The organism is Sorangium sp. So ce363, assembly GCF_051520435.1.
In the GTDB taxonomy this organism is placed as follows: domain Bacteria; phylum Myxococcota_A; class Polyangia; order Polyangiales; family Polyangiaceae; genus Sorangium; species Sorangium cellulosum_B.
On record NZ_CP150333.1, the window covers coordinates 6,496,778 to 6,523,182 of the forward strand.

Consider the following 26,405-nt stretch of genomic DNA (forward strand, 5'->3'; position numbering starts at 1 on the left):
TTTCAGATGAACAAGACAGTCACTGGATGATGGTTGCATTGTAACTGCGCTGAATAGCTGATTCGTCACCCGAGCTTGGTCCGGAGGCAATCATGACCCCACCGTCTTTTTTAATGACCGGCTTGCCACGCGGCAGGCGGGCGCTGGGCGCGGGGCTCTGCGTCACCGCGCTCCTGCTCGCGGGATGCACGGGCGCCTTGGGCGATCCGGATCCGGAGGGGAGCGGCGGCCCTCCTCCGGACGGCGGCGGCCCACCCACCGGCGGGGTGGCGCGCGGCATCGACATGCCGGGTGGGCCGCAGTACCACCGGTTCGTGCGCCTCACGAACTCGCAGTGGGCGCGCAGCGTGCAGGTGGTCCTGAACCTCGCCGCTCCTCCGTCGCTGTCCGACGGGTTCGAGAAGCCCGTCGCCGGCACGACGGACTTCACGAACAACGAGCACCTGCTGAGCGTGAACCAGCGCTCGTGGAGCGACTACCAATCGGCGGCGGAGGCGCTCGCCGAGGAGGTGACGGATTCGGAGGAGGCGCTCGCCGATGTCTACCCGGGCACGGACGCGGCCGGCTTCATCGAAGCCGTGGGGCGCCGCGCGTATCGCCGTCCGCTGACGGACGACGAGATCGCCAGGTACGAGGAGCTCTTCGAGACCGGAGCGGCGATGTCCGGCACGAAGAGCGCGTTCGCCAAGGGCGCGCAGCTCGTGATCCGGACGATGCTCCAGTCGCCGCATTTCCTCTACCGCACGGAGCTCGGCGAGGATCGCAAGCCGCTCGATGGTTACGAGATCGCGGCGAAGCTCTCGCTCTGGCTGCGCGACGCCGCGCCGAGCGACGAGCTGCTCGACAAGGCGCCCACGCTCACGACGCCGGAGGCGATCGCCGCGGTCGCCGAGACCATGCTGGAGGAGCCCACCGCGGCCGAGGGCATGCGGTACTTCCATCGCGAGCTGCTCCACTTCGATCGCTACGCCACGATCAGCAAGCTCGGCGTGCCGAACTACGACGAATCGTTGAACGCGGAGTACGAGGAGAGCGCGTACCTGTTCTTCGACAAGATCTTCACCGAGGGTCTCGGCGTGAAGGAGATCCTCACGTCCACCAAGGGCTTCGTGGGGCCGGGGATGGCGAGCCTCTACGGCCTTTCGCCGAGCGGGAGCCGCGTCGTGGAGCGAGACCTCGGTCCTGATCGCGTCGGCTTCTTCTCGCAGCTCCCTTACCTGACGCTGAACGCCCTGAACGATGAGTCGGACTCGATCCACCGCGGCGCCAACATCAACTTCGACGTGCTGTGCGCGCCGCTCGGCGCGCCGGCCCCCGACATTCCGCCCGTCCCGCCCCTCGAGCCCGGGCAGACGAACCGTCAACGCATCACGCGGCTCACCTCCGCCTGCGGCGGCGCGTGCCACAACCAGCTCATCAACCCCGTCGGCTTCGCCTTCGAGCACTTCGACGGCATGGGGCAATATCGGGACGAGGAGAACGGAGGCTTGCCGATCGACAGCAGCGGTGTCTACACGTTCTCCGAAGGGGCCAAGTCGTTCGCGGACGCCGGCGAGCTGATGCGCCACATGGCGGAGGGCGAGCAGGCTCACCTCTGCTACGCCAAGAAGCTCGCGAGCTTCGCGCTCCAGCGCGACGTCGTCCCGTCGGACTTGCCGCTCGTCGAGACGCTCGCCGAGGTGAGCCGCGGCGCCAGCGGCTCGGTGAAAGAGATGATGCTCGAGCTCGTGAAGAAGGAAGCATTCCGGACTCGCATGGGAGGTACGCTGTGAACCCCAAGATCGCAATGAACCTCGCTCCTCCGAACGCAGCGCACCGGCGCGGCATGAATCGGCGCGCGTTCCTGCGCGCGGGCGGCGTCGCCATCGCCCTTCCGTTCCTCGAGGGTCTGCCGTCGCGCTCCGCCTGGGCCGCGGACAGCACGCCCGTGTTCAGCCTCTACATCGTGGCGGCGTGCGGCGTGGTGGGTAAGCGGTTCTTCCCGGACGAGACGGGTCAGCTCACGACCGACGGGCTCGCCGCCATGACGGACAAGGCGACGCACGTGCTCGCGCCTCACGCCCCGGACCTGCTGTTCATCCGCGGCATCAACTTCCCGATGGGAGGGCCCACCAACTGCGGCCACGCGCAGGGCCTGTGTCAGGCGCTCACCGCGCGCCCGGCGCAGGGCGGCGGCAGGACCGCAGCCTCGACCGGCGTGTCCGCGGACGTGGTCGTCGCCCAGCTGGTGAACGAGGGCGGCGCCGAGCCGCTCACGCTTTACGCCGGCAACCGCAAGAACGGGTACATCGCCGAGCGCATCTCTTTCAAGGGCAGCGGCTCCGGACAGGTGCGTTCCGCGGACGACAACCCGTACACGCTCTATTCCAAGCTCGTCGGCCTGACGAGCAGCGGCGGCGGTAGTAGCAGCGGCGGGCAGGTCGCCGAGGAGCTCATCCGCAGCCGCAAGAGCGCGAACGACTTCGTGCGCGAGGAGCTGAACAGCCTGATGCGGATGTCGGCGCTGAGCTCCGCCGACAAGCAGCGCCTCGAGCAACATTTCGCCGCCATCCGCGACGCCGAGGTCACGATGGGCGAGATGGCCGGGGCCTGCAGCCAGGCCGGCCTCTCGACGTCGGAGCTCGAGGCGCTCGAGGGCGGCTTCGCGTTCAAGACGGACGGCATGATAGAAGACGTCGCGAAGCTCCATCTCGAGCTCGTGGCGCTGGCGTTCGCCTGCAACTTCAACCGCGTGGCGACGCTGCAGCACGGCGACGGCACGGATCAGACGAAGTATGCGGTGCCGGCGAACGAGAAGCTCGGGTGGCCCTTCCACCACATCAGCCACCGTGTGCAGTCGGACGCCTCTTCGGGCAGCAACCCGACGGCCGAGCAAGCGCACGCCGAGATCGACGTGCTCCGCATGCAGACGCTGCTCCACGGCCTCGATCAGTTCAAGGCGCGCGGCCTGTTCGACAAGTCCATCATCCTGTGGACGAACCACGTGTCGGACGGCCCGTCGCACAGCTTCCGCGACGTTCCGACGATCATCGCCGGGAGCGGCGGCGGCTACCTGAAGCAGGGTGCTTTCATCGACGCCGAAGACGCCACGAACAACCGGCTCTTCAACGGCCTCATCGCCGCCGCCGTTCGGGACAAGACCGAGTGGACGGAGAACTTCGGCGAGGGCAAGGGCTCCGGGCCCATCGACGGCATGCTCGCCTGAGCGGCATCGTCGGCGGTGCGCCTCCCTGGATTCGGCACCAGAACTGCGAACGCTCAACTCGACTCCGGGAGACACCCGTGAGCAGACGAAGAAGCACGTCGTGAGCGTGGCGATCGCACGAGAGGAGATCTTGATGCAAGCAGTGACGCGAGTAACGGCAGCGGCCATCGCCGTCATCCTGTTCGGCTGCGGTGCTGACGACGCGCTGCCCTCGGGGACCGGTGGCACCCCGGCGGGCTCGAGCGGAGCTGCCGGCTCTGCCGGCGCTGCGACCACAGGCGCTGCGTCCGCGGGCAGCGGCGGCGGCGGCGTGAGCGCGACCAGTGGCACGGCGGGTGGGGGCGCCTCCGACGGAGCGGCGGGCGGCTCCAGCGGAGCGACGGGCAACGGTGGCGCGGGTGGCGCGGGTGGCGCGGGGGCGGGCACGGGTGGCGCGGGGGCGGGCACGGGTGGCGCGGGGGCGGGCGCGGGTGGCGCGGCGACGTGTGACCCCGCGGACGAGACCCCCGATCCGACGGCGGTCAACGTGAGAGCCATGGGGGCCGCGTTTACCGGCTCACACGAGGTCGTGGTCGAGAAGGACCCTGGTCTGTCTGGCCGCACGATTTACAGGCCGAAGGACCTGGGCGGCGCCGAGAGGTACCCGATCGTTGCCTGGGGAGAGGGCGCCTGTTCCTTGAACGGCACCACCAACCCAGATTTTCTGGGCGAGCTCGCGTCGCACGGGTACCTGGTGATCTCCGATGGCGAACCGAACGGCTCCGGCTCGAGGCCCATGGTCGAAGACTACAAGGCCATGGGAAAGCCCCTGATCGACTCCGTGGAGTGGGCCATCAAGGAGAACGGGCGAGCGTGCAGCCAGTACTACCAGCGCCTGGCTGCCGACAAGATCGCGGTCATGGGTTGGTCCTGCGGCGGACTGATGGCCGAGGGTGCTGCCGGCGACCCGCGCGTGACGACCGCAGTGATCTGGAGCAGCGGGATGATCAATCCCGATCAGAAGATCCTCGACGCGCTCCACGCGCCGATCGCGTTCATCCTCGGCGGCCCCGATGACGTCGCTTACCCGAACGGGACCCGGGACTACCGGAACACCCGCGACGTGCCCGCCGTCCTTGCGAGCACCAACGTGGGCCACGGCGGCACCTACGGCCAGGACAACGGCGGAGTCTTCGGCAGGGTCGGCGTCGCCTGGCTGGGCTGGCAGCTGAAGGGTGACATGGGCGCGACCGGCAAGGGCATGTTCGTCGGCGCGAATTGCGGCCTGTGCACCGACCGGGCATGGACCATCGAGTCGAAGAACATGGACTGACGTGCGGCGCGCGACCGGCGCTCCTCGCGAGTGGGAGCCAGGAGCCCCCGCGGACGCGGAGGACGCGGAGCTGGAAGGCGCGCCGCCCGCCCCCCGCTCCGCGCGCGCCGCCGATGGGGACGCGGCCTCACCTGGCCCGGCGCCGACCGAGCGGACACATCCATTTCCTGCACTTCGTCGAGCGGATGAGCGCAACCCCCCGTGCGCATGACGAGCCCAGTCCTGGGCCAAGCCGAAGCGGCGGCCCAGGAGAACGTGAGCGCTCACACACTTGAGTGCAAGCCCGATCGGCTGCACGCGTCTTGACGCGATCCGGCGGCTCGACGATAGGGCCGGCGCGGTGGCGCAGGCGCTCGTCACTGGGCCATCGCCGCCGCGGGGGGACGACAGGCGCGCCTCGCGGCGGGCCTTGTCGACTTTCCGGCGAGATCGACTTGCGGAACCGTTAGACTACGGGCGGCGCGCTCGCGGATCGGCGCGCGGAGGAGCGAGCATGGGTCGCGACAGGGGCGAGCGGACATCCGGACCGTTCGGAGGCGCGGACGCGGATGGGGTGTCCGGAGGGGACCACGACTCGGCAGCAGGGAGCACGGCGGGCGGGCCCTGCCAGCTCGACGGGGGCCCCGCGCCGGGCGGGGTGTCCGCGCGCATCGATGGCGAGATTGACTACAAGGCAGAGTGCTGGGCGCTGCGCGCGCGGGTCGAGGAGCTGGAGAATGAGCTGGCCAGTCGGCGCGGCGAGCTCGGGCGCGAGAGAGGGTTGGTCAGCGCGGCGGCGGCGTACCTCGACGCTCCGTTCGCTCTGGGCGCCACGCAAGTGCCGGCGCTGATCCGCTGGCGCCTGGATGGCACCGTGACGCTCTGGAACCACGCCGCGGGGTACCTCTTCGGCTGGAGCGAGGGCGAGGCCGTGGGCCGCCGGCTCTCCGAGCTCGTTGCCGCGGATCCGGTGTCGCCCCAGGAGGCGGAGGCGTTCAACCACGATCCTGGCGAGAGCCTCTTCGCGACGACCACGAGCGCGGGCAGGACGAGAGAGGGAAACGAGATCACCTGCCGGTGGACCTACGCCGTGCTGCGCGACGAGCGAGGCGACGTCCGAGAGATCGCGGCCATCGTGGATGAAGGCGACGATCCGCGGCAGAGGGAGCGCCTGCTGCACGAACGCTATCGGATGCTCCTGCAGCTCGTGGACAACTCGCCGAATGTGATGTTCATCAAGGACGCGGAGGGGCGCTACGTGTTCGTCAACCGCCATTACGCGCGGGCCCTCGGGCGGCACGCCATCGAGTTCCTCGGCAAGGACGAGCATGAGTTCGGCGCCACGCCTCCCGGCGTCGCCGACCGGATCGTGACGAAGGAACGGGAGGTGTTCGCGAGCGGCCAGGCCATGCGGTACCAGGAGGTCCTGGACTACGGCAGCCAGAATTTCTACTTCTTCACGGTCAAGTTCCCGGTTCGCAACGAGCGCGGCGAGCTGGTCGGCATCGGCGGCGTCGTGAGAGAGGACACCGACCTGAGGCGCGCGGAGGCGGAGCGGGCCGCGCTGCAGGAGCAGATCATCGCCGCGCAGCAGGACGCGCTCCGGGAGCTGTCGACGCCGCTCATCCCGCTCGCCGACGGCGTCCTGGCCATGCCGCTCGTCGGGACGGTGGACGGCGCGCGCGCGGGGCAGATCATGGAGACGCTGCTCACCGGGATCGGCAGCCAGCGCGCCCACACCGCGATCCTGGACATCACCGGCGTTCGCGCGGTCGACACGCTCGTCGCCGATGCGCTGACGCGGACCGCGCGCGCCGCCCAGATGCTCGGCGCGCGCGTGGTGCTCACGGGCATCCGCCCCGAGGTGGCGCGCGCCCTGATCGAGCTCGGCGCGGACCTCACCGGCATCGTCACGATGGGCACCTTGCAGAGCGGCATCGCGTACGCGCTCCGGCCCACGGAGCGCCCGCGCGTCGCCCGGTGAAGCGCGCCACGGCTGCATCCTAAAGAGACCGAGACCCCTCCCCCGCGCGGCGACTGGAGCGCGCGACCCGGCTACGAGCTCGCCCCGACGCTCGCGAACGCGCCGGTCCATTTTCTTTGACACCAGCAGTGTGAACGCTCACAGTGCGCCTTGGGGTTTCCTTTCGCGTTGCCCTGAACAGGCCGTCGTTCGCGCCGGCCCTTCGTCCCTGGGCTCGGGCTCGCCCTCTGCGCCGATTCCATTCGCCTGGTCGTCGCGGACGCGAGCAACGGCGAGGTCGCGAGGGCGTCGCGTGTCGTTTCGGCGGCTCTCGGTCGATCATCCCGACGGCGCAGCGGAGCTCGCATCCTGCGGCTCTCCGCTTCGGCGTGCGTGGGACGGAGGAATGCGATGCGTATGGTTCAAGAGAATGGTTCGCTGTGTGGGTCGCGCGAGCGGAACGATGCGGAGATCCGGAGACCGCGCCGCTCGACGTGGGCCACGCTGGTGGGGACTGCCGCGCTGGTGGCGATGTTCAGCGGGTGTTCCGATGATCCGGAAGGAGCGACGTCGACCAGCTCCGGAGCCGGCGCAAGCGCTACGACGGGCGCGACCAGCGAGGGGGTGACGAGCGGCGGCGTGACCAGCGGGAGCGCTGGAGGGGGAGTCGCCACGAGCGGCTCGACAGGCTCGGGCGGCAGTGACGGCGGCGGCACCGGGGGCGCCGGCGAAGCGGGCTCGGGTGGCATGGGCGGCGCATCCGACGGTGTCGGAGGTACCACGGGCGACGGAGGTGCCGCAGGGGGCAGCGCTGGCGCGGGCGGCGGCCCGTCATTCCAGCCCTGCCCGGCGAGCGGCTCCTGTAAGATCATGCCCTTCGGCGATTCAATCACGCAGGGTTTCAACGTCGCCGGCGGCTACCGCGCCCCGCTGTTCCACCTCGCGCTCGAAGCGAACCGCGACATCACCTTCGTCGGTTCCGCCAGTGATTACAGCGTGCCCATGGTGGACGGAGTGACGTTCCCGAGGAACCACGAGGGTCACGGCGGCTGGACGATCGAGGGCAACAACGGCATCGCGCAGCTCGTGGGCACCAGCATTCCGAATTACAAGCCCAACATCATTACGTTGATGATCGGAACGAACGACATCAACGGTAACATCAACCTTGCGGACGCACCGAATCGCCTGGGCAAGCTGCTCGACTCGATTTTCATGCGTGATCCGAACATCCTCGTGGTGCTCGCGCAGATCGTGCCGACGAGAACGGACGGCACGAACAACGCCATCAAGGCCTACAACGCGGCCATGCCCGACCTGGTTTCGACGCGCGTCAGCAAGGGGCAGCACATCGTGCTGGTGGACATGTACACAGCGTTCACCAACGACACGAACTACAGGCAGTCCCTCCTCGGCGACAATCTCCACCCGAACCAGGCAGGGTATAACCGCATGGCCGAGGTTTGGTTCCAGGCGTTGAGTCCGTACCTCCGCTGAAATCGAAAGGCGAACGCACACCGGATTTCCGACAGCGGAGCTCCCGGACAGGATACACCCGAACGAGGCCGGCTACGTGCGCATGGCGAACGTCTGGTACGGGGCGATCGGCGACCTCTTGCGGTGAAGCGGCGTCTCGGTCGCGCCTTCTCCGTGCGACCCGCCTGCTCGCGCCGTGTGACGGCGCCAGCCCCTACATCAAGGAGCGCCGACCGGCGTCGTTGATACCGCTCCGGCCGGCGTTCCGCCCCTGCGACGGCTACGTCAGGTTCGTGAGCGGCCCGGTGCAGAATTTCGGGTCGCCGAACGTGTTCCGGCTGTCGCCGAACAGGTTCAAGATCGAGACGAGCAGGTTGTTGTGCGGGAGGTTGGGGTAGCGGACCCAGCGTCCAGTGCGCAGGCCTCCGCCGCCGCCGGCCAGCAAGAACGGCATGTTCGACTTGTTGTGGCTCGGCGGATCCGAGAGCTCGGACCCGAAGAAGACGACGCTCTCGTCGAGCAGCGAGTGTCCACCCATGTCGACCTTCGCCATCTCCTGCAAGAGATAGAGGTGCTGCTTCGAATACCAGTTGCAGATGAGCTCGCACTCGTTTGGCCTGAAGCCGCCGTCGTGCTGGTAGAAATGGTGGTGCTCGCTCAGGTTGAGCCAGGGGAAGGTGTGCTTCGCCTCGGTGTCGCTCCACTGCAGCGTGCCGACCGCGGTGATGTCGCAGGCGAGCGACATCACCATCATGTCCATCATCAGCTTGCCGACCTTCGGGATCGCCGCGTCGGTCGAGGTGTCCTTGACCTTGCCGTCGTTGTCCGCGCTGAGCCCCGTGCGCGGGTTGTAGTCGGACGTGTCGACCTTCGCCGGCGCCTTGCACGCGCTCGTCTCGACCGGCGGCGCGCTGTCGAGGCTCTTCTCGATCTCGCGGATCTTCGTCAGGTGCTGATCGATCTTCTGCTTGTCGGCGGCGCCGAGCCGATTGGACAGGGCGGAGTAGCGCCCGTCGAGGAAATCGAGGATCGATTTCTTTCGCGCGAGTCGGCGGGCGGCGTCGTTGCCGGCGCTGGGATCCAGCGTGCCGAAGAGATCGGTGAAGATCTCCGTCGGATCGAGGCGCGGCGAGATCGGCCTGAACGGCGCGGCGCTCTCGAAATTCGCGGAGTTCATCGGTGACAGCAGGCCGTGGGACTTGCCCGTCGCCCAGCGCACCGCGATCTCGATGCTCGCCTTCGCCTTCTGACCGGCGGAGATCCGGGAGGCGATCACCTGATCGACGGACGGTCCGCCCGCGTAGCCGCCGTTCGGGGCCTGGGTCGTGCCCGAGAGCCAGGCGATGATCCCGGCCTGGTGCTGCTCACCGACCGCGCTCTTCATGTCGAGGCCGTCGACGACGATCAGCTTGTCCTGCACCGGCGCGAGCGGCGACAGGATGGGCCCCAGGGTGAAGTTCGTCTCGGTGCCGGTCGGCCGCCAGCGGTTGATCACGGTCCCGCCCGGCGTGTAGACGCCGAGGAAACGCTTGGCGGGGGTGGCTTGCGCGCTCGCCGTGCGTTCGGGGCCCATGATCTCCAGCCAGGGGAGCGCGATGGCGATGGCGCCAGCGCCGCGCAGCACGGCACGTCGGCTCAAACGAAAGTTCGACATAACCATCACTCCTCCTGGGCAGCCATGTAGTGGAAGGCATCCGTCTGCGTGAGCTCGATCAGGAGCTGCTTTACATTGTATCCGGACGCCTTGAAGGCGTCCGTGACAGCCTTCTTGGTGCAAGCGTCCCCGGCGCGAAGCGTGAGACCATAGCCGTACTCGGCCCAGTGCGTCGCGAAGCAGTTCTGCACCGCCTCGGTCTGGGCGAGCCCCTGCACCAGCTCGATCGGCCCGTTCACCTTGATGTCCGTGCCCGGGACCCCGCCGCTCGCGTCGATCGGGACGTCGTTCTCCGTCGTGCGGAACAGCCCGACCGCGTCGTAGTTCTCGAGCGCGAACCCGACCGGATCCATGAACTGGTGGCAGCCCGCGCAGACCGGATCCTTGCTGTGCTGGCTGAAGCGATCCCGCGCCGTCGCGCCGGTGTACGGATCCGGCGGCTTCACCCTCTCCAGGATGTCGCCGGTGGGGAGCGGGATCTTCTGGCACATCAGCTTGTCGAGCACGAACGCGCCGCGGACCACGGGGTTCGTGTTGTTCGAGTGCGTCGTCCCGGCCATCATACCGGCCTGGGTGAGGAGCCCGAGGCGCTGGGTCGTGTCGAGCTGCACCTTCTGGAAGTCGTCGCCCGTCACGCCGGAGACGCCGTAGAACGCCGCGAGAGGTCCGTTCATGAACGTGTACGGGGCCGTCAAGACGGACGCCCAGGTGCCGTTCTGCTCGAAGATCTCGTGCTCGAGCAATCGCTGCGTCTCTTCGTGCATGAGCGAGCCGATCGTCCGCGAGAAGGTCGGGAACGACTCCGCGTTTCGCTCGAGATCCGCGAGGCTGCTGATGGGGAGCAGGTTGTCGAAGAAGTACCGGACGGTGACCCGGGACCGAGGATCCTCGAGCATGCGCTCGGCATGAGCGCGCACGCCCTCCTTGGTCGAGAGCTCGCCCGCCTGCGCCGCCACGCGCAGGTCCTCGTCGGGCATCGTGCCCCAGAGCAGGTACGATAGGCGCGTCGCCATCTCGTCGCCCGTGGGCCGGCGGAGCTCGGGGCGCTCCGGGTCGGGTGTGCCATACTCGATGCGGTAGAGAAAATCCGGCGATTGAAGCAGCCCCTCGATCACCGTCGCGATGCCGGCGTCGAACGTGGCGTCCGTCCGGCCGGCGCTGTACAGCGCGAGGAGCTCGTCCGCCTCGCCGGCGGCGAGCGGCCTTCGATACGCGAGCGGCGCGAGTCGCTCGATGATCGTGCGGGCGCACGCCTGCTCGCCCTCCGCCGTCACGCTGCGCGCGCAAGGGTCGAGCTTCGCGAGCGCCTCCGGGGTGGCGGTCGCGCGCTTGGCGATGCCCTCCGCGACGGTGCCCAGCTGCTCGGCGAGCAGGCTCGAGACCGACAGCGTGTCCGCGTCATTGCCGAAGCCGTTCCCGACATCCTCGCTCGGAAGTGAAACGGCCGGCTCTGTCGTGTCGCCCAGGAGGTCGCGGACGGTCTTGTTGTATTCGAAGCGCGTCAACCGCCGCAGCGGCGCTCGCCCGGGGTACACCGCGCCGTCCTCGCAAGCGGCCGGGTCCGTCGGGCCCGTGCCCGTCGAGGTGGGCGGCGGGTCGTTCGGTGTGGAATCGGAATCGTCGGAGCGAAACCCGCCCAGGTCTCCCGTGCAGCCGCTGGCCACGATCAACGCGATCGAGACAGCTGACCGAGAGCCCAGGAGAGGACGCGCCTTCTCATGATCTGAGGGCCTAACCATGTTCTCTCTCCTCGCCCGCTGTGGGCACGCTAAAGTGGAGCGCAGGCGGGATCTGGTGTTTACCCTCGCCCGTGTCGCGACAGCTCGTGGCCAGTTCGGCCTGAAGATATTTCTACTACCTGCCGAGAAAATCCATCAACCACTCCATGGCGGGGCGCGGCTGGCCGTCCCTGATGAGGCCCGACTCCCTCACCCACGTCGTGCCATGGGCGTAGCCCCGGAGCGTGATGCCTTTGACGTTCTCGGGGTTCCAGAACATCGGGAACTGCTCCTCCATCACCCGCCTCTGCCTCTCGTCATCAAAGCCATGTGGCCTCCTGTCGGAATGGTAAGGAAACGACTCACAAGGCAGACATCATCGACGACGATGACACGATGTATGTGGCCTGCGGTGACACGACCATCGAGGTAGCTACGCTCGCGCGGACCACACCCTGCGCACCGACGCTACCGGTGAACAGCATTCATGATTTTTCACGACAATCGTGGAACAACCGAGGTCTGTCGCGTTTTCCGGTGATTCACTCCTGGCGAAACGCTGATCACCATCGTTCGACGATCATCTGCGCAACGACCGAACGTAACCGGCGCCTGGAACGACCCGAGGCCCGACCACGAAGCCCGCAATGCGCATGGCGACCCACCCAGAGCAAAGCGAAAGGATACCTCTGCAATGTGAACGCTCACATCCCGGATGTCAACGCCTATCGACCGTCCCGCGCGCGTCCGCCAACCCGAGGGAGGACAAGGCCGATGGCGCTCCTCCGGAGCGCCGCGTCAACAGGAGCAGCCGCCGTACCACGGTCGTGCAGCTGAACGAGATCATGGTGTTGAGCGCATACCCAGGTTCCGGGCTCCCCCGCGGACGCCGGAACCGCAGCAGCGGGCTCAGCCGCGCGAGGGCTGCCGCTGTTCCAGGAGCCCGCCCGACTCCCCCTCGCCCACCGGCCCCGCCGCGCGCATCGACTGCAAGGCAGCGATGATCTCCTCCGTGACGCACGGCCCGCCCGAGACGTAGGACGGCGCGAGCGGCTTCAGCGGCGGCGGGAGCACCTCGGCGACCCGCGCGCCGATGGCGTCGCGCGACGCCGCGTGCCCCTCCTCCCCGGCCGCGGCCCGGAGCGCCTGCGCGAAATCGGCCGCCGTGGGCCAGCGCGCGTCGCGATCGCGCTCGATCGCCCGCGCGACAGCGGCCGTGACGGCCTGGCCCACGCCCTCGCGCTCGCTCGAGAGCGGCGGCACCTCGCGCTCCAGGACGGCATGGAGGGTCGAGACCATGTTGCCGCCGGCGAACAGCCGCCTGCCCGCCAGCACCTCCCACGCCACGACCCCGAGAGAGAACACGTCCGAGCGCCGATCCAGCGGCCTCGCGTTCGCCTGCTCCGGCGAGAAATAGCTCAGCTTCCCCTTCACCATCCCGGTCTTCGTCCGCGTCGTGCGGCGCAGGGCATACGCGAGCCCGAGATCGCAGATGGACGCCCGGCCGTCGACGCCGACAAGGATGTTGGATGGCGAGATGTCCCGGTGGATCACCTGGAGCAGCTCCCCCGAGCTGTCGCGCGCCTCGTGCGCCGCGTGCAGCCCCTCGGCGGCCTGCGCGATGAGCTCGATCGCGTCGCCGACCCCGAGCGCCTCGGGACCCCGGGTGAGGTGCTTGAGGGTGACCCCCACGACGAGCTCCATGACGATGTACGGCGCGCCCTCGTCGAGACCGTAACCGAGGACAGGAACGAAATGGGGGCTCGCGACGCGCGACGCGATGCCCGCCTCGTCGAAGAGCATGCACGCATAGCTCGACTCGTAGCGCAGATCGGCCCGGATCCGCTTCACCGCCACGAGCGACTCGCGCTCCGGACCCGCGCCGCCCGCCCCCGCCGCGCCGCCCGCGTCCCCTCCGCCTGCAGCGCAGGCGCGACGCGCGATGAAGACCTCGGCCGAGCCGCCCCTGGCCAGCTGTACCAGCAGCTCGTAAGGACCGACGGCGCCCAGGTCAGAAGAATCCATGCTCACTGCTCCGGGCGGCGGGTTATCACGTCAATGGTTGTTCATCAACCTTGGCCCCCTTGCGCTTCGTTCCGTTCACGCTCTGATTTGCGCTCCGGGGGGCGCCCCTGTCCTCCCCCTCCTCCGCCGCCGCGATCCTGCGCAGGGCCGCGGGCGACGAGGCCCTCGCCGTCCGTGGGGGCGTCGCCGCCGCGCTCGGCGTGCTCGGCCAGCACCCGCTCGTCGGTCTCGCCCACCGAGCGCAGCCAGCGCGCCGCAGCCCGGTGGCCGGCGGTGCGATCGCCGTCCGTGAGCATCCCGTAGGCGGCGTCGCGCACGAGGGCGTGACGGAACGTGAGCTCGTCGTGCCCCGGGTAGCGCGACACGCCGCGCCGGGCGACGAGCTCCTCCGAGAGCAGGCTCTTGAGCCAGCGATCGAGCGACTCGGCCGAGGTGCCGGCGCCGAGCAGCTGCCGCACGCCGTCCGGCCAGAAGCTGCCGCCGAACAGGCTCGCCGCCCGCAGCGTGCGCCGCGCCTCGGCGGGCAGCGCCTCGATGCGCGCGTGCATCAGGGCCACGACCGTGGGCGGCATGTCGCTCCGGCCCTCCGCGCGCGCGCGCATGAGCTCCTCGAGGAAGAAGGGGTGGCCGTCGGCGTGCTCGACGAGCCGCGCCACCTCGGGCAGCGCGAGCTCCTCGCCGAACACGCTGCGGACGAGCCGCTCGGCCGCGCGCTGGCTGAGCGCGCCGAGCTTGATGTGCTGCACGCCGCGCGAGCCCCAGAGGCCGGGGAACGTCTCCATCACGCTGTGGCGCGCGAAGCCGAGCACGAGGAGCGGGCGATCCGAGAGCGCCTGGAGCGCCTCGTCCAGCACCGAGACCGAGGCGTGATCGCTCCAGTGCATGTCCTCGAGCACCACGACGACCGGCCCCTCGCCCGAGCGCGCGGCGAGCCACTCGAGCACGGCGCGGCGGGCCTGATCGCCCATGGCGACCGCGTCCCCGCGGGCGGCGCGCAGCTCGGCTTCGGGGTCGTCGAACGGCGTGCCCGCGATCTCGCCGAGGTACCAGGCGACGCGCGGGGCGTCGTCGACCGGCGCGGGCAGGGCCCGCGCGACGTGCTCGCGGATCTTGGCGCGGCGCGCCTCGAGCGCCTCGCCGGGCAGGCAGCCGGCGGCCGCGAGGACGATCTCGCCCAGCATGCCGAACGGCGCGCCCGCGCCGAGGGGGTCGCCCCGCGCCACGTAGACCGACGCGCGCGCGTCGCGCTCGCGCACGGCGCGGATGAGCTCGCAGCGGAGGCGCGTCTTGCCGATGCCGGCCTCGCCGAGGACGAGCGCGGCGCGCGCGACGGGCTCGTCGGCGCTCTGCTCGAAGAGGCCGCGCAGCGTCGCGAGCTCGCGGTCGCGCCCGACGAACGAGGTGACGCGGCCGAAGAGCGTGCGCTCGGGCTCGGTGCCGTCGCGCTCGCCCTTCAGCAGGAACGAGGGGCCGTCGCCGATCACCTCGAAGCGCGGCGCCGCGAGGCCCGCGGTGACCTCGTCGATGCGCACGTCGCCCTCGGCCTCGCGGAGGCGGGCGACCGCGCGGTCGATCACGTCGCCCGCGGGCAGGCGCTCGCCCACCTGCGCGCGGCCCGTGGCGAGCGCGACCGGGCGCCCGGGCAGGCGCGCCTTCAGCGCGAGCGCGCACTGCGCGGCGCGCGCCGCGAGGTCGAAGACGGCCATCGTGCCGGCGCCGCCGCGGCCGGAGAACACCTCGTCGGTCTGCGAGGACAGGAGCACCATGCGCGTGCCGCCCGGGAGCCGCACGCGCTCGCCGCCGAACGCCTCGGCGAGGTCCGCGACGATCCGCTCGACGCCGCGATCGCTCGCCGGCTCCGGGTCGGCGGCGCCCAGATCGACGAGGACGACGCTGACGAGCCGCCGCTCGTCGTCCGTGACCGACGCCGGCGCGCCGTCCGCGCCCGCGCTGGACGCGCGCGCGAGCAGGGCGCGCGCGTCCGCGAGCGCGGCCGCCGCCGCGCGGCCGTCCGCGGGGCGCGCCGCCGGGTCCTTCGCCAGGAGGCGCGCGGCGAGCTCGTCGAGGAAGGGCGGCACGTCCGGGCGCCGCTCGACGAGGCGCGGCGCCTCCTCGAGGAGGATGCGGCACACCTCGGCGAGCGGGTCGTCGGCCGCGAAGGGGCGCTGCCCGGCGAGGCACTCGAAGAGCAGGACGCCGAGCCCGAAGACGTCCGCGCGCGCGTCGACCTCGACGTCGCCGCGCGCCTGCTCGGGCGCGACGTAGCCGAGCGAGCCGACCAGCGAGCTGGCCTCCGTGACGAGCGAGGTCGACGCCGCCGCCCGGGCGACGCCGAAGTCGAGCAGGACCACGCCGTCGACCCTGCCGTCGCGCAGGAGCACGTTGCTCGGCTTGAGATCGCGGTGCGTGATCCCGATCGCGTGGATGGCGGCGAGCGCCTCCGCGATCTGGTGCGCGACGAGCAGCGCGTCGGCCACGGGGAGCGCCCCCTCCTGGAGGCGCGCGTCGAGCGTGACGCCCTCGAGCCACTCCATCGCGAGCCACAGGGCGCCGTCGTCGCCCGTGCCGTGCGCGATGTGGTGCACGATGAGCGGGTGCTGCACGGCCTCGAGCATGCGCGCCTCGCGCCGGAAGCGGGCGGCGAGCTCCGGGGGCGCGACCTTGAGCGCGACGGGGCTCCCGGTCAGCTGATCGATCGCCCGGTAGACCGTGCCCATCCCGCCGGCGCCGGCAAGGCGGTGCACCTCGAACCGGCCTGCGACCAGCGTGCCCTCGCGCATGGCGCCAGCTTATCCGAGAGCTCCCGTCAGGTGCGCGGCGCGAGCGCTCGGTGGTGACGGTCCAGGGTGTTTGTTGTACGCTGTGCGCGCCGACACGCGCCGACACCCAGAGGGCCGCGCCGCCCGCACAGGACGCCCCCTCAGGACCGTCGGCTTGGCCGATCGAAGAGGGACCCCCGATGAACCCCGGACAGCAGGTGACGAGCACGCTCAGGCTGGCGCGCGAGCTCGGGAAGGGGGCGATGGGGAGCGTGTGGGTGGCCGACCACCTCGCGCTCGGGACGCAGGTGGCGGTGAAGTTCATGGCGCCGGCCTACGCGGACCAGACCGGCTTCGTGGAGCGCTTCCGGCGGGAGGCGATGGCGGCCGCGCAGATCAAGAGCCCGCACGTCGCGCAGGTCTTCGATCACGGCGTCACGCCGGACGGGGTGCCGTTCATCGTGATGGAGCTGCTCGAGGGCGAGGACCTCAAGAGCCGCATGCAGCGGCTGGGCGCGCTGCCGCCCGTCGAGGTCACGGCGATCGTGTCGCAGACCGCCAAGGCGCTCGGCCGGGCGCACCAGGTCGGGATCGTCCACCGCGACATCAAGCCGGACAACATCTTCCTGCTCGACGTCGAGGGCGAGCTGTTCGTGAAGGTGCTCGATTTCGGGGTGGCCAAGCGGGTCCAGGGCGAGCTCGGCATGACGTCGACCGGGAGCGTGCTGGGCACGCCGCTCTACATGAGCCCCGAGCAGCTGCTCAGCGCGAAGCACGTCGACTTCCGCGCGGATCTCTGGGGGCTCGCGGTGGTCGCCTACCACGCGCTCACCGAGCAGGTCCCGTTCCGGGGCGAGACGCTGGGCGCGCTGTCGGTGGTGCTGCACACCGGGATCTTCACGCCGCCGAGCGAGGTGAGGCCGGAGCTCTCTCCGGCGATCGACGCCTGGATGAAGAAGGCGCTGGCGCACGATCCGGCGGCGCGCTTCTCGTCGGCGCGGCAGATGGCGGAGGCGCTGGAGCGCGCGGTCCTCGGGATCGCGCGCACGGCGTTCACGACCGAGCCCTCGTCCGCGGGGGAGCGAGCCCTCCACGGGAGCGCGTCGCAGCCGGTGCTGTTCGGGGAGCCGACGCCGCTGCCGCCGGCGCCGGGCGCGCGGCTCTCGACGACCGGCACGCCGCCGTCGTCGGCGCCGGGCGCGCGGCTCTCGACGACCGGCACGCCGGGGCGGACGCTCGCCGGCATGGCGACCTCGGGCACGGACGGGGCCCGGAGGTGGGCGCCGGCCATCCTGGCGGCCGCGCTCGCGTTCGGAGCGCTGGTGGCGGCGGTCGTCTTCCTGGCAACGAAGCATTCGCCCACGGCCGAGGTGACCCCCTCGTCGGAGGCGCCGGCCCGGCAGGCCGCGTCCGTCCCGGCGCCGCCGGTGGTGCCGGCGCCAGCGAGCGCCGCCGCGCCGGTGCCGGCAGAGCCGGCGAGCGCGACGCCCGCGGCCGAGACCGCGCAGCCAGCGGCCACGGCGGCGACCGCGCAGCCGGCGAGCGCTGTCCGCACCGGCGCGGCAGGGAGGCCGGGTCCGACGGCGGCGCCGCGCGGCACCTCGGAGGGGCGCGGCCGCGCCACGCCGCGGGAGGCGTCGACGGGCCGCCCGACGGGGACGAAGCCGCCCGCGCCGGTCGAGGACACGATCGGCTTCTGACGCGGCCTCCGGCCTCGTCGCGCACCGGCCGCCCCGGGCGCCCATGTACGCGGCCTTCGGACGACCTGGTCAGACGGAGCCCGTTGAACTGGGGCGCTCGCGCCGCTCGACGGCAAAATATGGAATCAACCGCGCTGGCACGGGCGATGTCGACATCGGAAGGTGAGGCCCACGGGGCGCACTGCGACATCCCGCCTCGCTCCTCCAGCGGAAGGGGCACAGAAATCGGCGCGAACGCACCGAGGCGTGAGAATTTCAGATTGGCACAGAGCGTGCGGTATCCGTCGCCGGGGCCCAGAGCGAGGACGCGCTCAACGCGAAGGAGGTCTCTTCCATGGAGAAGCTCGTAATTGGCCTGGTGCAGACGCACGACGAGGCGGAAGCCGCGGCGGAACGCATCATCGACTGCGGCTACACACGACAGGAGGTCAGCCTGCTGATGACCGAGGCGACACGCGACAGGTGCTTTCCGAGCCCGGACGTAGCGCCGCCGTCGAGCACGTTCGGCGCCGCGGTCTCGATGAGCGTCGTGGTCCCCGACCTCGGGTTCGTGGTCGCCGGGCCGCTGGCCGCGGTCGTGGCCAGCGCGGTCGGCGCCGGGATCACGGGCGGCCTGCGCGAGATCCTCATCACCGCGGGCGTCCCGAGGCACTGGGCGGAACGCTACCAGGCCGGCGTCCGGCAGGGCGGGATCCTCGTGAGCGTATTCGCCCGCAGCGAGCGAGACGTCGGCCTGCTCCACCTGGTCCTGGACGACCCGCACATGACGTCCTTCCACACGGAAGCCCACCGGCACCACGCGTACGACACGTCGTTTTGAGCCGAGGCGCGCGCGTCGCGAGGCAAAGCGCCTCACCCCCGCAGGCGGATCCCACGCCGGGGCGCGGGCTCAACCCCCGAGCGACCTGAGCCGCGCGCGCAGCATCAGCGCCCCGATGAGGTCTTCCTCCGCGTCGCTCCGGCGCGACCAGCCCAGCGAGAGGTAGCGCAGCAGCTCGCCGAACGTCGGTCCGGCCAGCGCCGCGCTCGTGCCGCCGCGGACGACCCAGAGCTGCTCGCCGTCGGCCCCGAGCGCGACGACCGACCGCTGGGCCGCGCCGCCGCCGAGCGCCGAGCCCGAGAGCCGCGCGATCGGGTAGAGCTGTCGCGCCGCCGCCGCCTCCCAGCCCGGCTCGCGGTCGTGGGCGAGGAGCTCGCCCTCGCGGAGGAAGCGCAGCGTGCCCTCGACGGCGCCGATCGCGAGCTCGCGGTAGAGGTCCTCCGGATCCGCCGGATCGGCCCAGTCGTACGCGCGCACGAACGCCGCATACGTCGCCGGCGGGGCGACGCCGCGGACGGGCGGCGGGGACGCGGGCGCGCCGCGGCCGTCTTCGCGGCGGAGCACCCGGTTGAGCCGCGTGACCTCGTCGGCGATCGACCCCGGCCCCGGCGCGACGAGGTGCACCTGGACGCGGCGCTCCGGCGCGAAGAGGCCGCCCATGAGCGCGCCCAGCACCGGGGCGCCCAGCTCGGCCGCGAGGAACGTCGAGCCGCGGTGCGGCCGGATCGCCCGGTCCATGGCCTCGCGCTCCTCCGCCGCGGTCGCGCCCTCCGGCAGGTCGACGTCGACCTCGACGATGTCGCTCCGGTCGGGCGCCTCCACGCCGGCCTCGACGCCCTCGTCCCCTTCCCTCACGAAATGGCGGACGAACCCGCTCGCCTCGAAGCGCCAGCCGTCGTCGTGGAGGACGTCCTCCGAGAACACGAGCGCGAAGACCGTCGCGCCGGGGTGGCCGAGCTCGGCGGCCGCGTCGAGCACGGCGACGGGCGGAGAGAGCTCGTCCTCGAAGAGCTCGGCGAGGTGGTCGAGCTCGTCGTCCCCGCCGCCGGCGGGATCGCCGCTCGAGTAGAACGCGGCCGCGTGCCCGGGCACGCCGGGGAGCGGCGCGATGAACAGGCGCGGCGAGGCGACGTCCCAGCCACCGAGCGCCACGGCAAAGCCCTGGGACAGCGCGCGGTCCGGGATGTCGGCGGGTCGAAAGATCAACGCAGCGAACGTGGTGGCCATGGGGCGCTCAGGGTAACCCGATCTCCGGCCCGCGCCGGCGTCCGTCGCGCCCAGCGCGCCTTCATGACCGCTTCCTCAAGTTCTTCCTTATCCGGGGGCGCAGGCGGCCGCCACGGCAGGCGGCCGCGTTTTCCTCGAGCGGCGAGCCGCCGCGCTCCGCTGGGGCCTTGGACGCGGCGCGGCGCATCGGGTAGAGGAGACGCCATGCTCGGAAAATCCACCCTGTCCGTCGGTGAGACAGCCCCTGATTTCAGCCTGCAATCGCAGAAGCGGGAGACGGTCAAGCTCTCCGACTTCCGGGGCAAGAAGACCGTTGTCCTGTTCTTCTATCCCAAGGACGACACCCCTGGATGCACGGCGGAGTCGTGCGCGTTCCGCGACCATTACGATGCGTTCGCGGAGGCGGGCGCCGAGGTCCTCGGCGTGAGCGCCGACTCGGCGGGGTCTCACCAGCAATTCGCCGACAAATACCGCCTGCCCATGACGCTGCTCAGCGACCCTGGCGGGGAGACCGCCGCGCGCTACGGCGTCAAGTCGCTCTTTGGCCTCCTCCCGGGCCGCGTGACGTTCGTCATCGATCGCGACGGCATCGTTCGACATGCCTTCTCCTCCCAGCTCCGCGCGACCCGCCACGTCGACGAGGCGCTCGCGGTCGTGAAGCAGCTCGAGGCCTCGCGGCGCGGCTGACGCGCGGCGCCGCGCCCGATCTCCCGGCCAGCCACCGTCGTTGACGCCCCCCGGAGGGGCGTTATGGACACCCCCAGGGCGGGGCCATCGCACGCCTCCGCCGGGGGAGGCGACGATGAACCATGGATTGAGGACCACAGCGACGCTGCGGGCCGCCGCGATGGATCCTGCCCGCTCGGGGGCCGCGTCGGACACGCTGCTGCTAAGGCGGGTGGTGCTATCGACGGGCGGAGTCGGATATTTCGAGCACGAGGCGCGCGTGAGCGGCGACGCCGAGCTCCGGCTCGAGGTGCGGCTCGATCAGGTCGACGATGTATTGAAGAGCATCGTGGTCTATGACGATCGCGGCGTGACGGGGAATATCACGCTTCCCGGGAGGGAGCCGCTGCGCGATCTGTTCCGCGAGCTCCCGTTCGACGAGGGCGCGCTCGAGTCCGAGGCCGCCCTGCTGAACGCGCTCCGCGGCGCCGAGGTGCGGACGCGAGGGGTGCAAGGGGCCATCGCCGGGCGGATCGTCGCGGTCACCACGGCGCAGGCGGCGCTGCCGCACGGCGGCTCGGAGGACCGGCACCGGCTCTCGTTGATGTCGGAGGGCGCGCTGAAGCAGGTCGTCCTGGAGGAGCTCGAGAGCGTGGAGCTCGTCGAGGAGCGGCTGCGGCAGCAGGTCGGCGCGGCGCTGGTCGGGCTCTCGAGCCGGCGGGAGCGCAACCGCCGCGAGCTCGTCGTGCGCACGGCCGGCGAGGGCGAGCGGGTGGTCCGCGTGGCCTACGTCATCGAGGTGCCGCTCTGGAAGACAACGTATCGGCTCACGGTGCCGGAGGACGCGCAGACGAAGACCGGGGCGCTCGCCGGGTGGGCCGTCGTCGAGAACCAGAGCGGCAGCGACTGGCAGAACGTGGATTTCACCCTGGTGTCGGGGGACCCGGTGACGTTCCGCCAGGCGCTCTACGAGATCTATTACGTGGCCCGGCCGGAGGTGCCCGTCGACGTCGCCGAGCGCGTGCTACCGCGGCTCGACGAGGGCGCCGCGGGGCTCGCGGCCAGGGCGGCGCGGCGCATGGGCTACCGCGCCGGCGGGGGCGCCGACGAGGCCCGCGCGCCCGCCGCGGCGGTCACCGTGCCCTCCGAGAAGGTCGAGCCGGAGCCCGCGGAGGCGGCGACGCAGGTCGTGTTCCACTTCCCGGCGCCGCTCACGATCGCGAGCGGGCAGACGGCGCTCCTCCCGATCGTCCAGCGCGAGATCCCGGCAGAGCGGCTGTGGCTCTATCAGCCGGAGGCGAGCGCGCGCAGCCCGCTCGCCTCGGTCCGCCTGAGGAACGACGGCGACACGACCCTCCCGGCCGGCGCGATCACGGTCTACGAGCGCTCGAGCCGGGGGGTCGTCACCTACGTCGGCGACGCGCGCCTCTCGCCGCTGCCGCCGGGCGAATCGCGGATCGTGAGCTTCGCCGTGGACCGGAAGGTGCGAATCGACCGCGAGGAGCGGGGCGAGGAGGTGTTCTCGCGCGCCAAGATCCAGGGCGGCATGCTCGAGATCGTCAGGACCGCCCGCAAGGTGACGGTCTACACGATCGTGGGCGCGGCGCGCGAGCCGCGCGTCCTGCTCATCGAGCACCCGCGCATCGCCGGCTGGGATCTCGCCGAGCCCAGGGAAGGCGTCGAGGCGACGCGCGACCGCTACCGCGTCCGGCGCGAGGTCGCTGCGGGGGAGACGGCGCGCGTGACCGTGGCGCTGGAGCAGCCCATCTCCCACACGGTGGCGCTCACGGGCCTCTCCAGCGAGCAGATCGAGGTGGTCCTGTCGTCGCGCGAGATCCCCGAGGCGCTGCGCGCGGCGCTCGCGCGGCTCGCGGAGCTCAAGGCCGCGGTCGCCGAGAGGCAGCGCGCGCTCTCGGCCCTCAAGTCCGAGATCGAGGCGCTGCGCGCCGAGCAGGCGCGCGTGCGCGACAACCTCAAGGTCGTGCCCCCGGGGAGCGGGCTCCACGAGCGCTACCTCAAGACGCTGGGCGAGCAGGAAGACCGGATCGCGGCGGTGTCGGCGAAGCTCCCGGGCGCGCGGGAGGCCGTGGCCAGCGCGGAGCGGGCGCTCGCCGAGTACGTGCGCGGCCTGTCGCTCACGACGTAGCGAAAAACGGAGGCCGCGCGCGCCCGGCGCTCTCCTGCGCGGCCTCCGCCGCCCTCCTGCGCGGTTGAATGCCACCCACCTCGAGCAAGCGCGGCAAGTCGAGCGTTCCGGCGAACGCTGCGACATTCCGTCGCGAACCTCTGAATTTTTGCGATGCGAGCTGCACCCCACGGAGGGCCGGGCGCGCTGCGCGACAGGCCGATGTGTTCGCCGGAGGCTCGCTCGCGAGAATCGAGGAGGGTATGGGCTCAAGCACGGTTCCCTGGGCTGGGTGCCGCTTCGCGCGATGCGTGGCGCTGCTCTGGATTGTCTATCTGACATGCGCGCTCGGCTGCGCGGCGCCATCGAGCGAGGCGCTCGACGTCGAGGCGCTGGAGGCGCAGTTCGAGGAGCGCGCCCGCGCGGCGCTCCGCGGCGACGACGCGCTCGTGCCCACCCCAGCGGGCTTCGAGCTCGCGGCGAGCCCGTCGCGCGGCGGCCTGACGCTCGCGTTCCCCGCGGACGGGAGCGGCGCCGTGCGGTTCGACCTGCCGGGTGGCCTCGGCATCGAGGTGCGCGAGCGCGGCGCGCTCGGTGAGGTCCAGAAGATCGGCGCTGCCCTCGCGTACCCGCGCGCGGGCGGCTTCGCGCTCTGGACGGCGCAGCGGCACGGCGCGGAAGAGTGGCTCTGGTTCCCCGACGGGGCGCCCGCCGCGGGACCTGTTGCGTCATGGCAGGTCGAGGGGGCGCGCCTCCGCCGCCGTGGCGCGAACGTGGAGGTGCTCGACGCGGCAGGGGAGCCGCGGATCATCGTGGCGGCTCCCGAGGCCTATGCGTCGCCGCGCCAGCGCGTCCCGACGCGCCTGGAGGTAGAAGGCGATGAGATCTCGCTCTGGGTCGAGGAGACGGGCTCGCCGCTCCTCGTGGACCCGTCATGGACCGTCACGGCCGCCTCCGAGGCGACGCTCCGCCACGAGCACACCGCGACGTCGCTTCCCGACGGCAGGGTGCTCATCGCGGGCGGGCGGCGATGGCTCGGCTCGTCAGACCAGTACCACCTCGCCAGCGCGGCCATCTATGATCCCGCGCTCGAAGCGTGGTTGCCCGCCGCTCCGATGAGCCAGCCGCGGTCGGCTCACACGGCGACCTTGCTCGCCGACGGCAGGGTGCTGGTCACGGGCGGCGCCATGAGCGGCGCAGCGTGGGTCGCCACCGCGGAGCTCTACGATCCGACGACCGACTCGTGGATCCCCGCCGCGACCATGACCTCGGAGCGCTCGGGACACACCGCGACCGAGCTCGCCGACTGGCGGGTGCTCGTCGCCGGGGGCGCGCCGGCTGGCGCCGCTCCTGCTGCCGCCGCCGAGCTCTACGATCCCGTGTCGGACGCCTGGACGCCGACGCCCGCGGCGCTTGTCGTGCGCAGGGAGCACGCGGCGACGCGCTTGCAGGACGGCCGCGTGCTGGTCGCCGGAGGCAGGATCATAGGAGCCAGCGTGGTGTCGAGCGTCGAGATCTACGATCCCGCGACGGGCGCGTGGACCCCGGGGCCGGACATGCTCCGCGCCAGGTGGATGCTCACGGCGACCTTGCTGGGGGACGGTGACGTGCTGGTGACCGGCTATGACTGGGATTCCGAGGCCGAGACCTACGATCCGGAAGCCAACGCATGGACGCTCGCGAAGAACAGGATGAGCTTTCGGCGCGGCTGGCACACGGCGACGCGGCTGTGCGACGGGCGGGTCTTCGTCTCTGGCAACCAGCCGCCCGACCTTTACGATCCGAACACGCGGACCTTCTCGATAGCGCCCAGGGGCGAAGTGAGCCGCGGCAGCGCCACGGCGACGCTGCTCCCGGATGGACGGGTCCTCTTGGTCGGCGGGACTTCGAACGCGCCGGGCGCCGAGATCTATGACCCGTCGGTCACGCCGTCGGGGACGCAGCTCGGCCCCCTGAACGCCTTGCGGAATTACGCGAAAACCGTGGAGCTGGAGGACGGGAAGATCCTTGTCGCGGGCGGCACTGCCGGTACGAAGACAACCGAGCTCTACGATCCATCGAGCGCGACGTTTTCCCTGGCGGCGCCTTTGAACTTCGAGCGGGCTCTTCCCGACCTGACACGCCTCGCCGACGGCAGGGTGTTGATCAGCGGGGGCCGCTTCGATGATTCCGAGGCGGATCTGTACAACGAAATCTACGATCCGGCAGCGGATGCCTGGACGCTGGCCGCCCCCGACGAGGAGCGTCGATACAACCACACGGCGACCTTGCTCGGAAGCGGCGACGTGCTCATCGCGGGAGGCGCGGTGATGGATTACCCGATGGAGCCGTTCCTCGTCCGCAGGACCGGATCGGCCGCGCTGTATCGTCCAGCCGACGACACGTGGGTCACCGTCGAGCCGATGAAAGCAAGCCGGGCGGAGCACGCGGCGACGCTGCTGAACGACGGCAGGGTGCTGGTCGTCGGCGGGATACAGGGCTTCGACGATTACGACATCTCGACCGCGGAGCCGCTCGCCAGCGCCGAGATCTACGATCCCGCGACCCGGCGCTGGTCTCTGGTGGCGCCCATGACGGTGCCTCGGGGCAAGCCCACGGCGACGCGGCTCCTGGACGGTCGCGTGCTCGTCGTCGGGGGAGCCGCAGAGACCTACGACCCGGTGACGAACGTCTGGACTCCCACAGGGTCCATGAGCCAGCTGTCGGGTGTCAGTCATGTTGCCACGCTGCTGACGACAGGCGAGGTGCTCGTCATCGCAGGGACGACGGCGCAGATTTACAGCCCCGCGACGAACTCCTGGACGCCTGCCCCGTCGACCTTGCTCTCGCATGGCTTTTCCACGTCCGCGCTCCTGCCGAGCGGCCATGTCCTCATCGTCGGCCCCAACAGGGACGCGGAGCTGTACGATCCTCGATGGCACGGCCCCGAGGACAACGGCTGCAGCACGGGCGCAGGTGGAGAGGGCGGCGCTGGCGGCGGTGTTCCCGGTGCTGGAGGCGCGGGCGGCGCTGGCGGGAGTGAGCCTGGAACTGGCGGCGTTGGCGGCGGTGAGACCGGTGCTGGCGGCGCTGGCAGCGCTGGCGGGGGTGAGCCAGGAACTGGCGGCGCTGGCGGCGGAACGTCCGCGACGGGCGGCGCTGGCGGGAGTGAGCCAGGAACTGGCGGCGCTGGCGGGAGTGAGCCAGGAACTGGCGGCGCTGGCGGCGGTGAGTCCGGTGCTGGCGGTGCTGGCAGCGCGGGCGGGGGCGAGCCTGGAACTGGCGGCGCTGGCGGCGGAACGTCCGCAACGGGCGGCGCTGGCAGCGGTGGATCCGAGACTGGCGGCGTCGGCGGCGCCGGTGGCGGCGAGTCCGGTGCTGGCGGCATTGGCGGCGCCGGCGGTGATGTCGCTGGTGCAGGCGGCAGGGGCGGCGATGCTGGCGCCGGAGGCGAGGGCGGCGGCTCGGCGAGCGGAAGCTCGACGAGCACCACCGCCGGCGCTGGCGGCGATGGCGGCCCCGGGACGGCGACCGCATCCAGCAGCGCTGCCGCCGCTGGCGGCGATGGAAACCCGGGTCCGACGAGCACTTCGAGCGGCCCCGGAGCGGACGAGCCGGCGGACACTGGCTGCACCATGGGGCAAGGGGCGCCCGGCCGCGGGGCGAGCGCCTTCTACCTCGCTGTGATCGGGGCCGCTCTCCGGCGGAGGCTCCGCCGCTCCAGGGCGGCAATCCCGCGGTGAACTCCGATCGCCGGCTGCTCCCGCTGAGCTGAATACCGCCTGCCCATGACGCTG

16 protein-coding genes are annotated in these 26,405 nt (G+C 71.2%); 10 read left to right on the plus strand and 6 right to left on the minus strand.

Annotated features, from left to right (window positions below):
• The first annotated feature begins 113 nt into the window (after positions 1 to 113).
• The 5 genes from WMF12_RS24285 to WMF12_RS24305 all read left to right on the plus strand — a co-directional run bounded on the left by WMF12_RS24285 (position 114) and on the right by WMF12_RS24305 (position 7,956).
• Entirely contained in the window at positions 114 to 1,772 is a 1,659-nt protein-coding gene (locus WMF12_RS24285; RefSeq protein ID WP_437849339.1) for a DUF1592 domain-containing protein, read from the plus strand.
• A complete protein-coding gene (locus WMF12_RS24290; RefSeq protein WP_437849341.1) occupies positions 1,769 to 3,205 on the plus strand; it encodes a DUF1552 domain-containing protein in 1,437 nt (478 codons plus the stop codon). The genes WMF12_RS24285 and WMF12_RS24290 overlap by 4 nt, the downstream gene beginning before the upstream one ends.
• A 133-nt stretch (positions 3,206 to 3,338) precedes the next feature.
• On the plus strand, positions 3,339 to 4,517 hold the full coding sequence (locus WMF12_RS24295) for an alpha/beta hydrolase family protein (RefSeq protein WP_437849343.1): 1,179 nt from the start codon (positions 3,339 to 3,341) through the stop codon (positions 4,515 to 4,517).
• Between the two features lie 493 nt (positions 4,518 to 5,010).
• Entirely contained in the window at positions 5,011 to 6,480 is a 1,470-nt protein-coding gene (locus WMF12_RS24300; protein ID WP_437849345.1) for a PAS domain-containing protein, read from the plus strand.
• A 396-nt stretch (positions 6,481 to 6,876) separates the two neighbouring features.
• A complete protein-coding gene (locus tag WMF12_RS24305; RefSeq protein WP_437849347.1) occupies positions 6,877 to 7,956 on the plus strand; it encodes an SGNH/GDSL hydrolase family protein in 1,080 nt (359 codons plus the stop codon).
• Between the two features lie 259 nt (positions 7,957 to 8,215).
• On the opposite strand, the gene WMF12_RS24310 is transcribed toward WMF12_RS24305, so the two are convergent.
• The 5 genes from WMF12_RS24310 to WMF12_RS24330 form a co-directional block, all read right to left on the minus strand.
• Positions 8,216 to 9,595: a DUF1552 domain-containing protein gene (locus tag WMF12_RS24310; protein ID WP_437849349.1), complete on the minus strand. Its 1,380-nt coding sequence runs from the start codon at positions 9,593 to 9,595 to the stop codon at positions 8,216 to 8,218.
• Positions 9,595 to 11,253, minus strand: a complete 1,659-nt coding sequence (locus WMF12_RS24315; protein ID WP_437849351.1) for a DUF1592 domain-containing protein — start codon at positions 11,251 to 11,253, stop codon at positions 9,595 to 9,597. The genes WMF12_RS24310 and WMF12_RS24315 overlap by 1 nt, the downstream gene beginning before the upstream one ends.
• A gap of 190 nt (positions 11,254 to 11,443) precedes the next feature.
• Positions 11,444 to 11,605, minus strand: a complete 162-nt coding sequence (locus WMF12_RS24320; RefSeq protein ID WP_437849353.1) for a hypothetical protein — start codon at positions 11,603 to 11,605, stop codon at positions 11,444 to 11,446.
• Positions 11,606 to 12,216: 611 nt separating this feature from the next.
• Positions 12,217 to 13,332, minus strand: coding sequence for a serine/threonine-protein kinase (locus WMF12_RS24325; protein ID WP_437849355.1), 1,116 nt, complete (start codon positions 13,330 to 13,332; stop codon positions 12,217 to 12,219).
• Between the two features lie 44 nt (positions 13,333 to 13,376).
• Positions 13,377 to 16,112 (minus strand): protein kinase domain-containing protein, encoded by a 2,736-nt coding sequence (locus WMF12_RS24330; protein WP_437849357.1) that lies wholly within the window; start codon positions 16,110 to 16,112, stop codon positions 13,377 to 13,379.
• Positions 16,113 to 16,291: 179 nt separating this feature from the next.
• On the opposite strand from WMF12_RS24330, the gene WMF12_RS24335 reads away from it, so the two are divergent.
• Together WMF12_RS24335 and WMF12_RS24340 are read left to right on the plus strand one after the other, a co-directional pair.
• Entirely contained in the window at positions 16,292 to 17,791 is a 1,500-nt protein-coding gene (locus WMF12_RS24335; RefSeq protein WP_437849359.1) for a serine/threonine-protein kinase, read from the plus strand.
• A gap of 334 nt (positions 17,792 to 18,125) precedes the next feature.
• Positions 18,126 to 18,611, plus strand: coding sequence for a hypothetical protein (locus WMF12_RS24340; protein ID WP_437849361.1), 486 nt, complete (start codon positions 18,126 to 18,128; stop codon positions 18,609 to 18,611).
• A 69-nt stretch (positions 18,612 to 18,680) separates the two neighbouring features.
• On the opposite strand, the gene WMF12_RS24345 is transcribed toward WMF12_RS24340, so the two are convergent.
• Entirely contained in the window at positions 18,681 to 19,838 is a 1,158-nt protein-coding gene (locus WMF12_RS24345) for a hypothetical protein (protein WP_437849363.1), read from the minus strand.
• A gap of 204 nt (positions 19,839 to 20,042) precedes the next feature.
• Between WMF12_RS24345 and WMF12_RS24350 the strand changes: the two genes are divergently transcribed.
• The 3 genes from WMF12_RS24350 to WMF12_RS24360 all read left to right on the plus strand — a co-directional run bounded on the left by WMF12_RS24350 (position 20,043) and on the right by WMF12_RS24360 (position 26,351).
• A complete protein-coding gene (locus WMF12_RS24350; RefSeq protein WP_012237250.1) occupies positions 20,043 to 20,525 on the plus strand; it encodes a peroxiredoxin in 483 nt (160 codons plus the stop codon).
• Positions 20,526 to 20,640: 115 nt separating this feature from the next.
• On the plus strand, positions 20,641 to 22,650 hold the full coding sequence (locus WMF12_RS24355) for a DUF4139 domain-containing protein (protein WP_437849364.1): 2,010 nt from the start codon (positions 20,641 to 20,643) through the stop codon (positions 22,648 to 22,650).
• A gap of 242 nt (positions 22,651 to 22,892) precedes the next feature.
• On the plus strand, positions 22,893 to 26,351 hold the full coding sequence (locus WMF12_RS24360) for a Kelch repeat-containing protein (RefSeq protein WP_437849365.1): 3,459 nt from the start codon (positions 22,893 to 22,895) through the stop codon (positions 26,349 to 26,351).
• Positions 26,352 to 26,405: the final 54 nt, after the last annotated feature.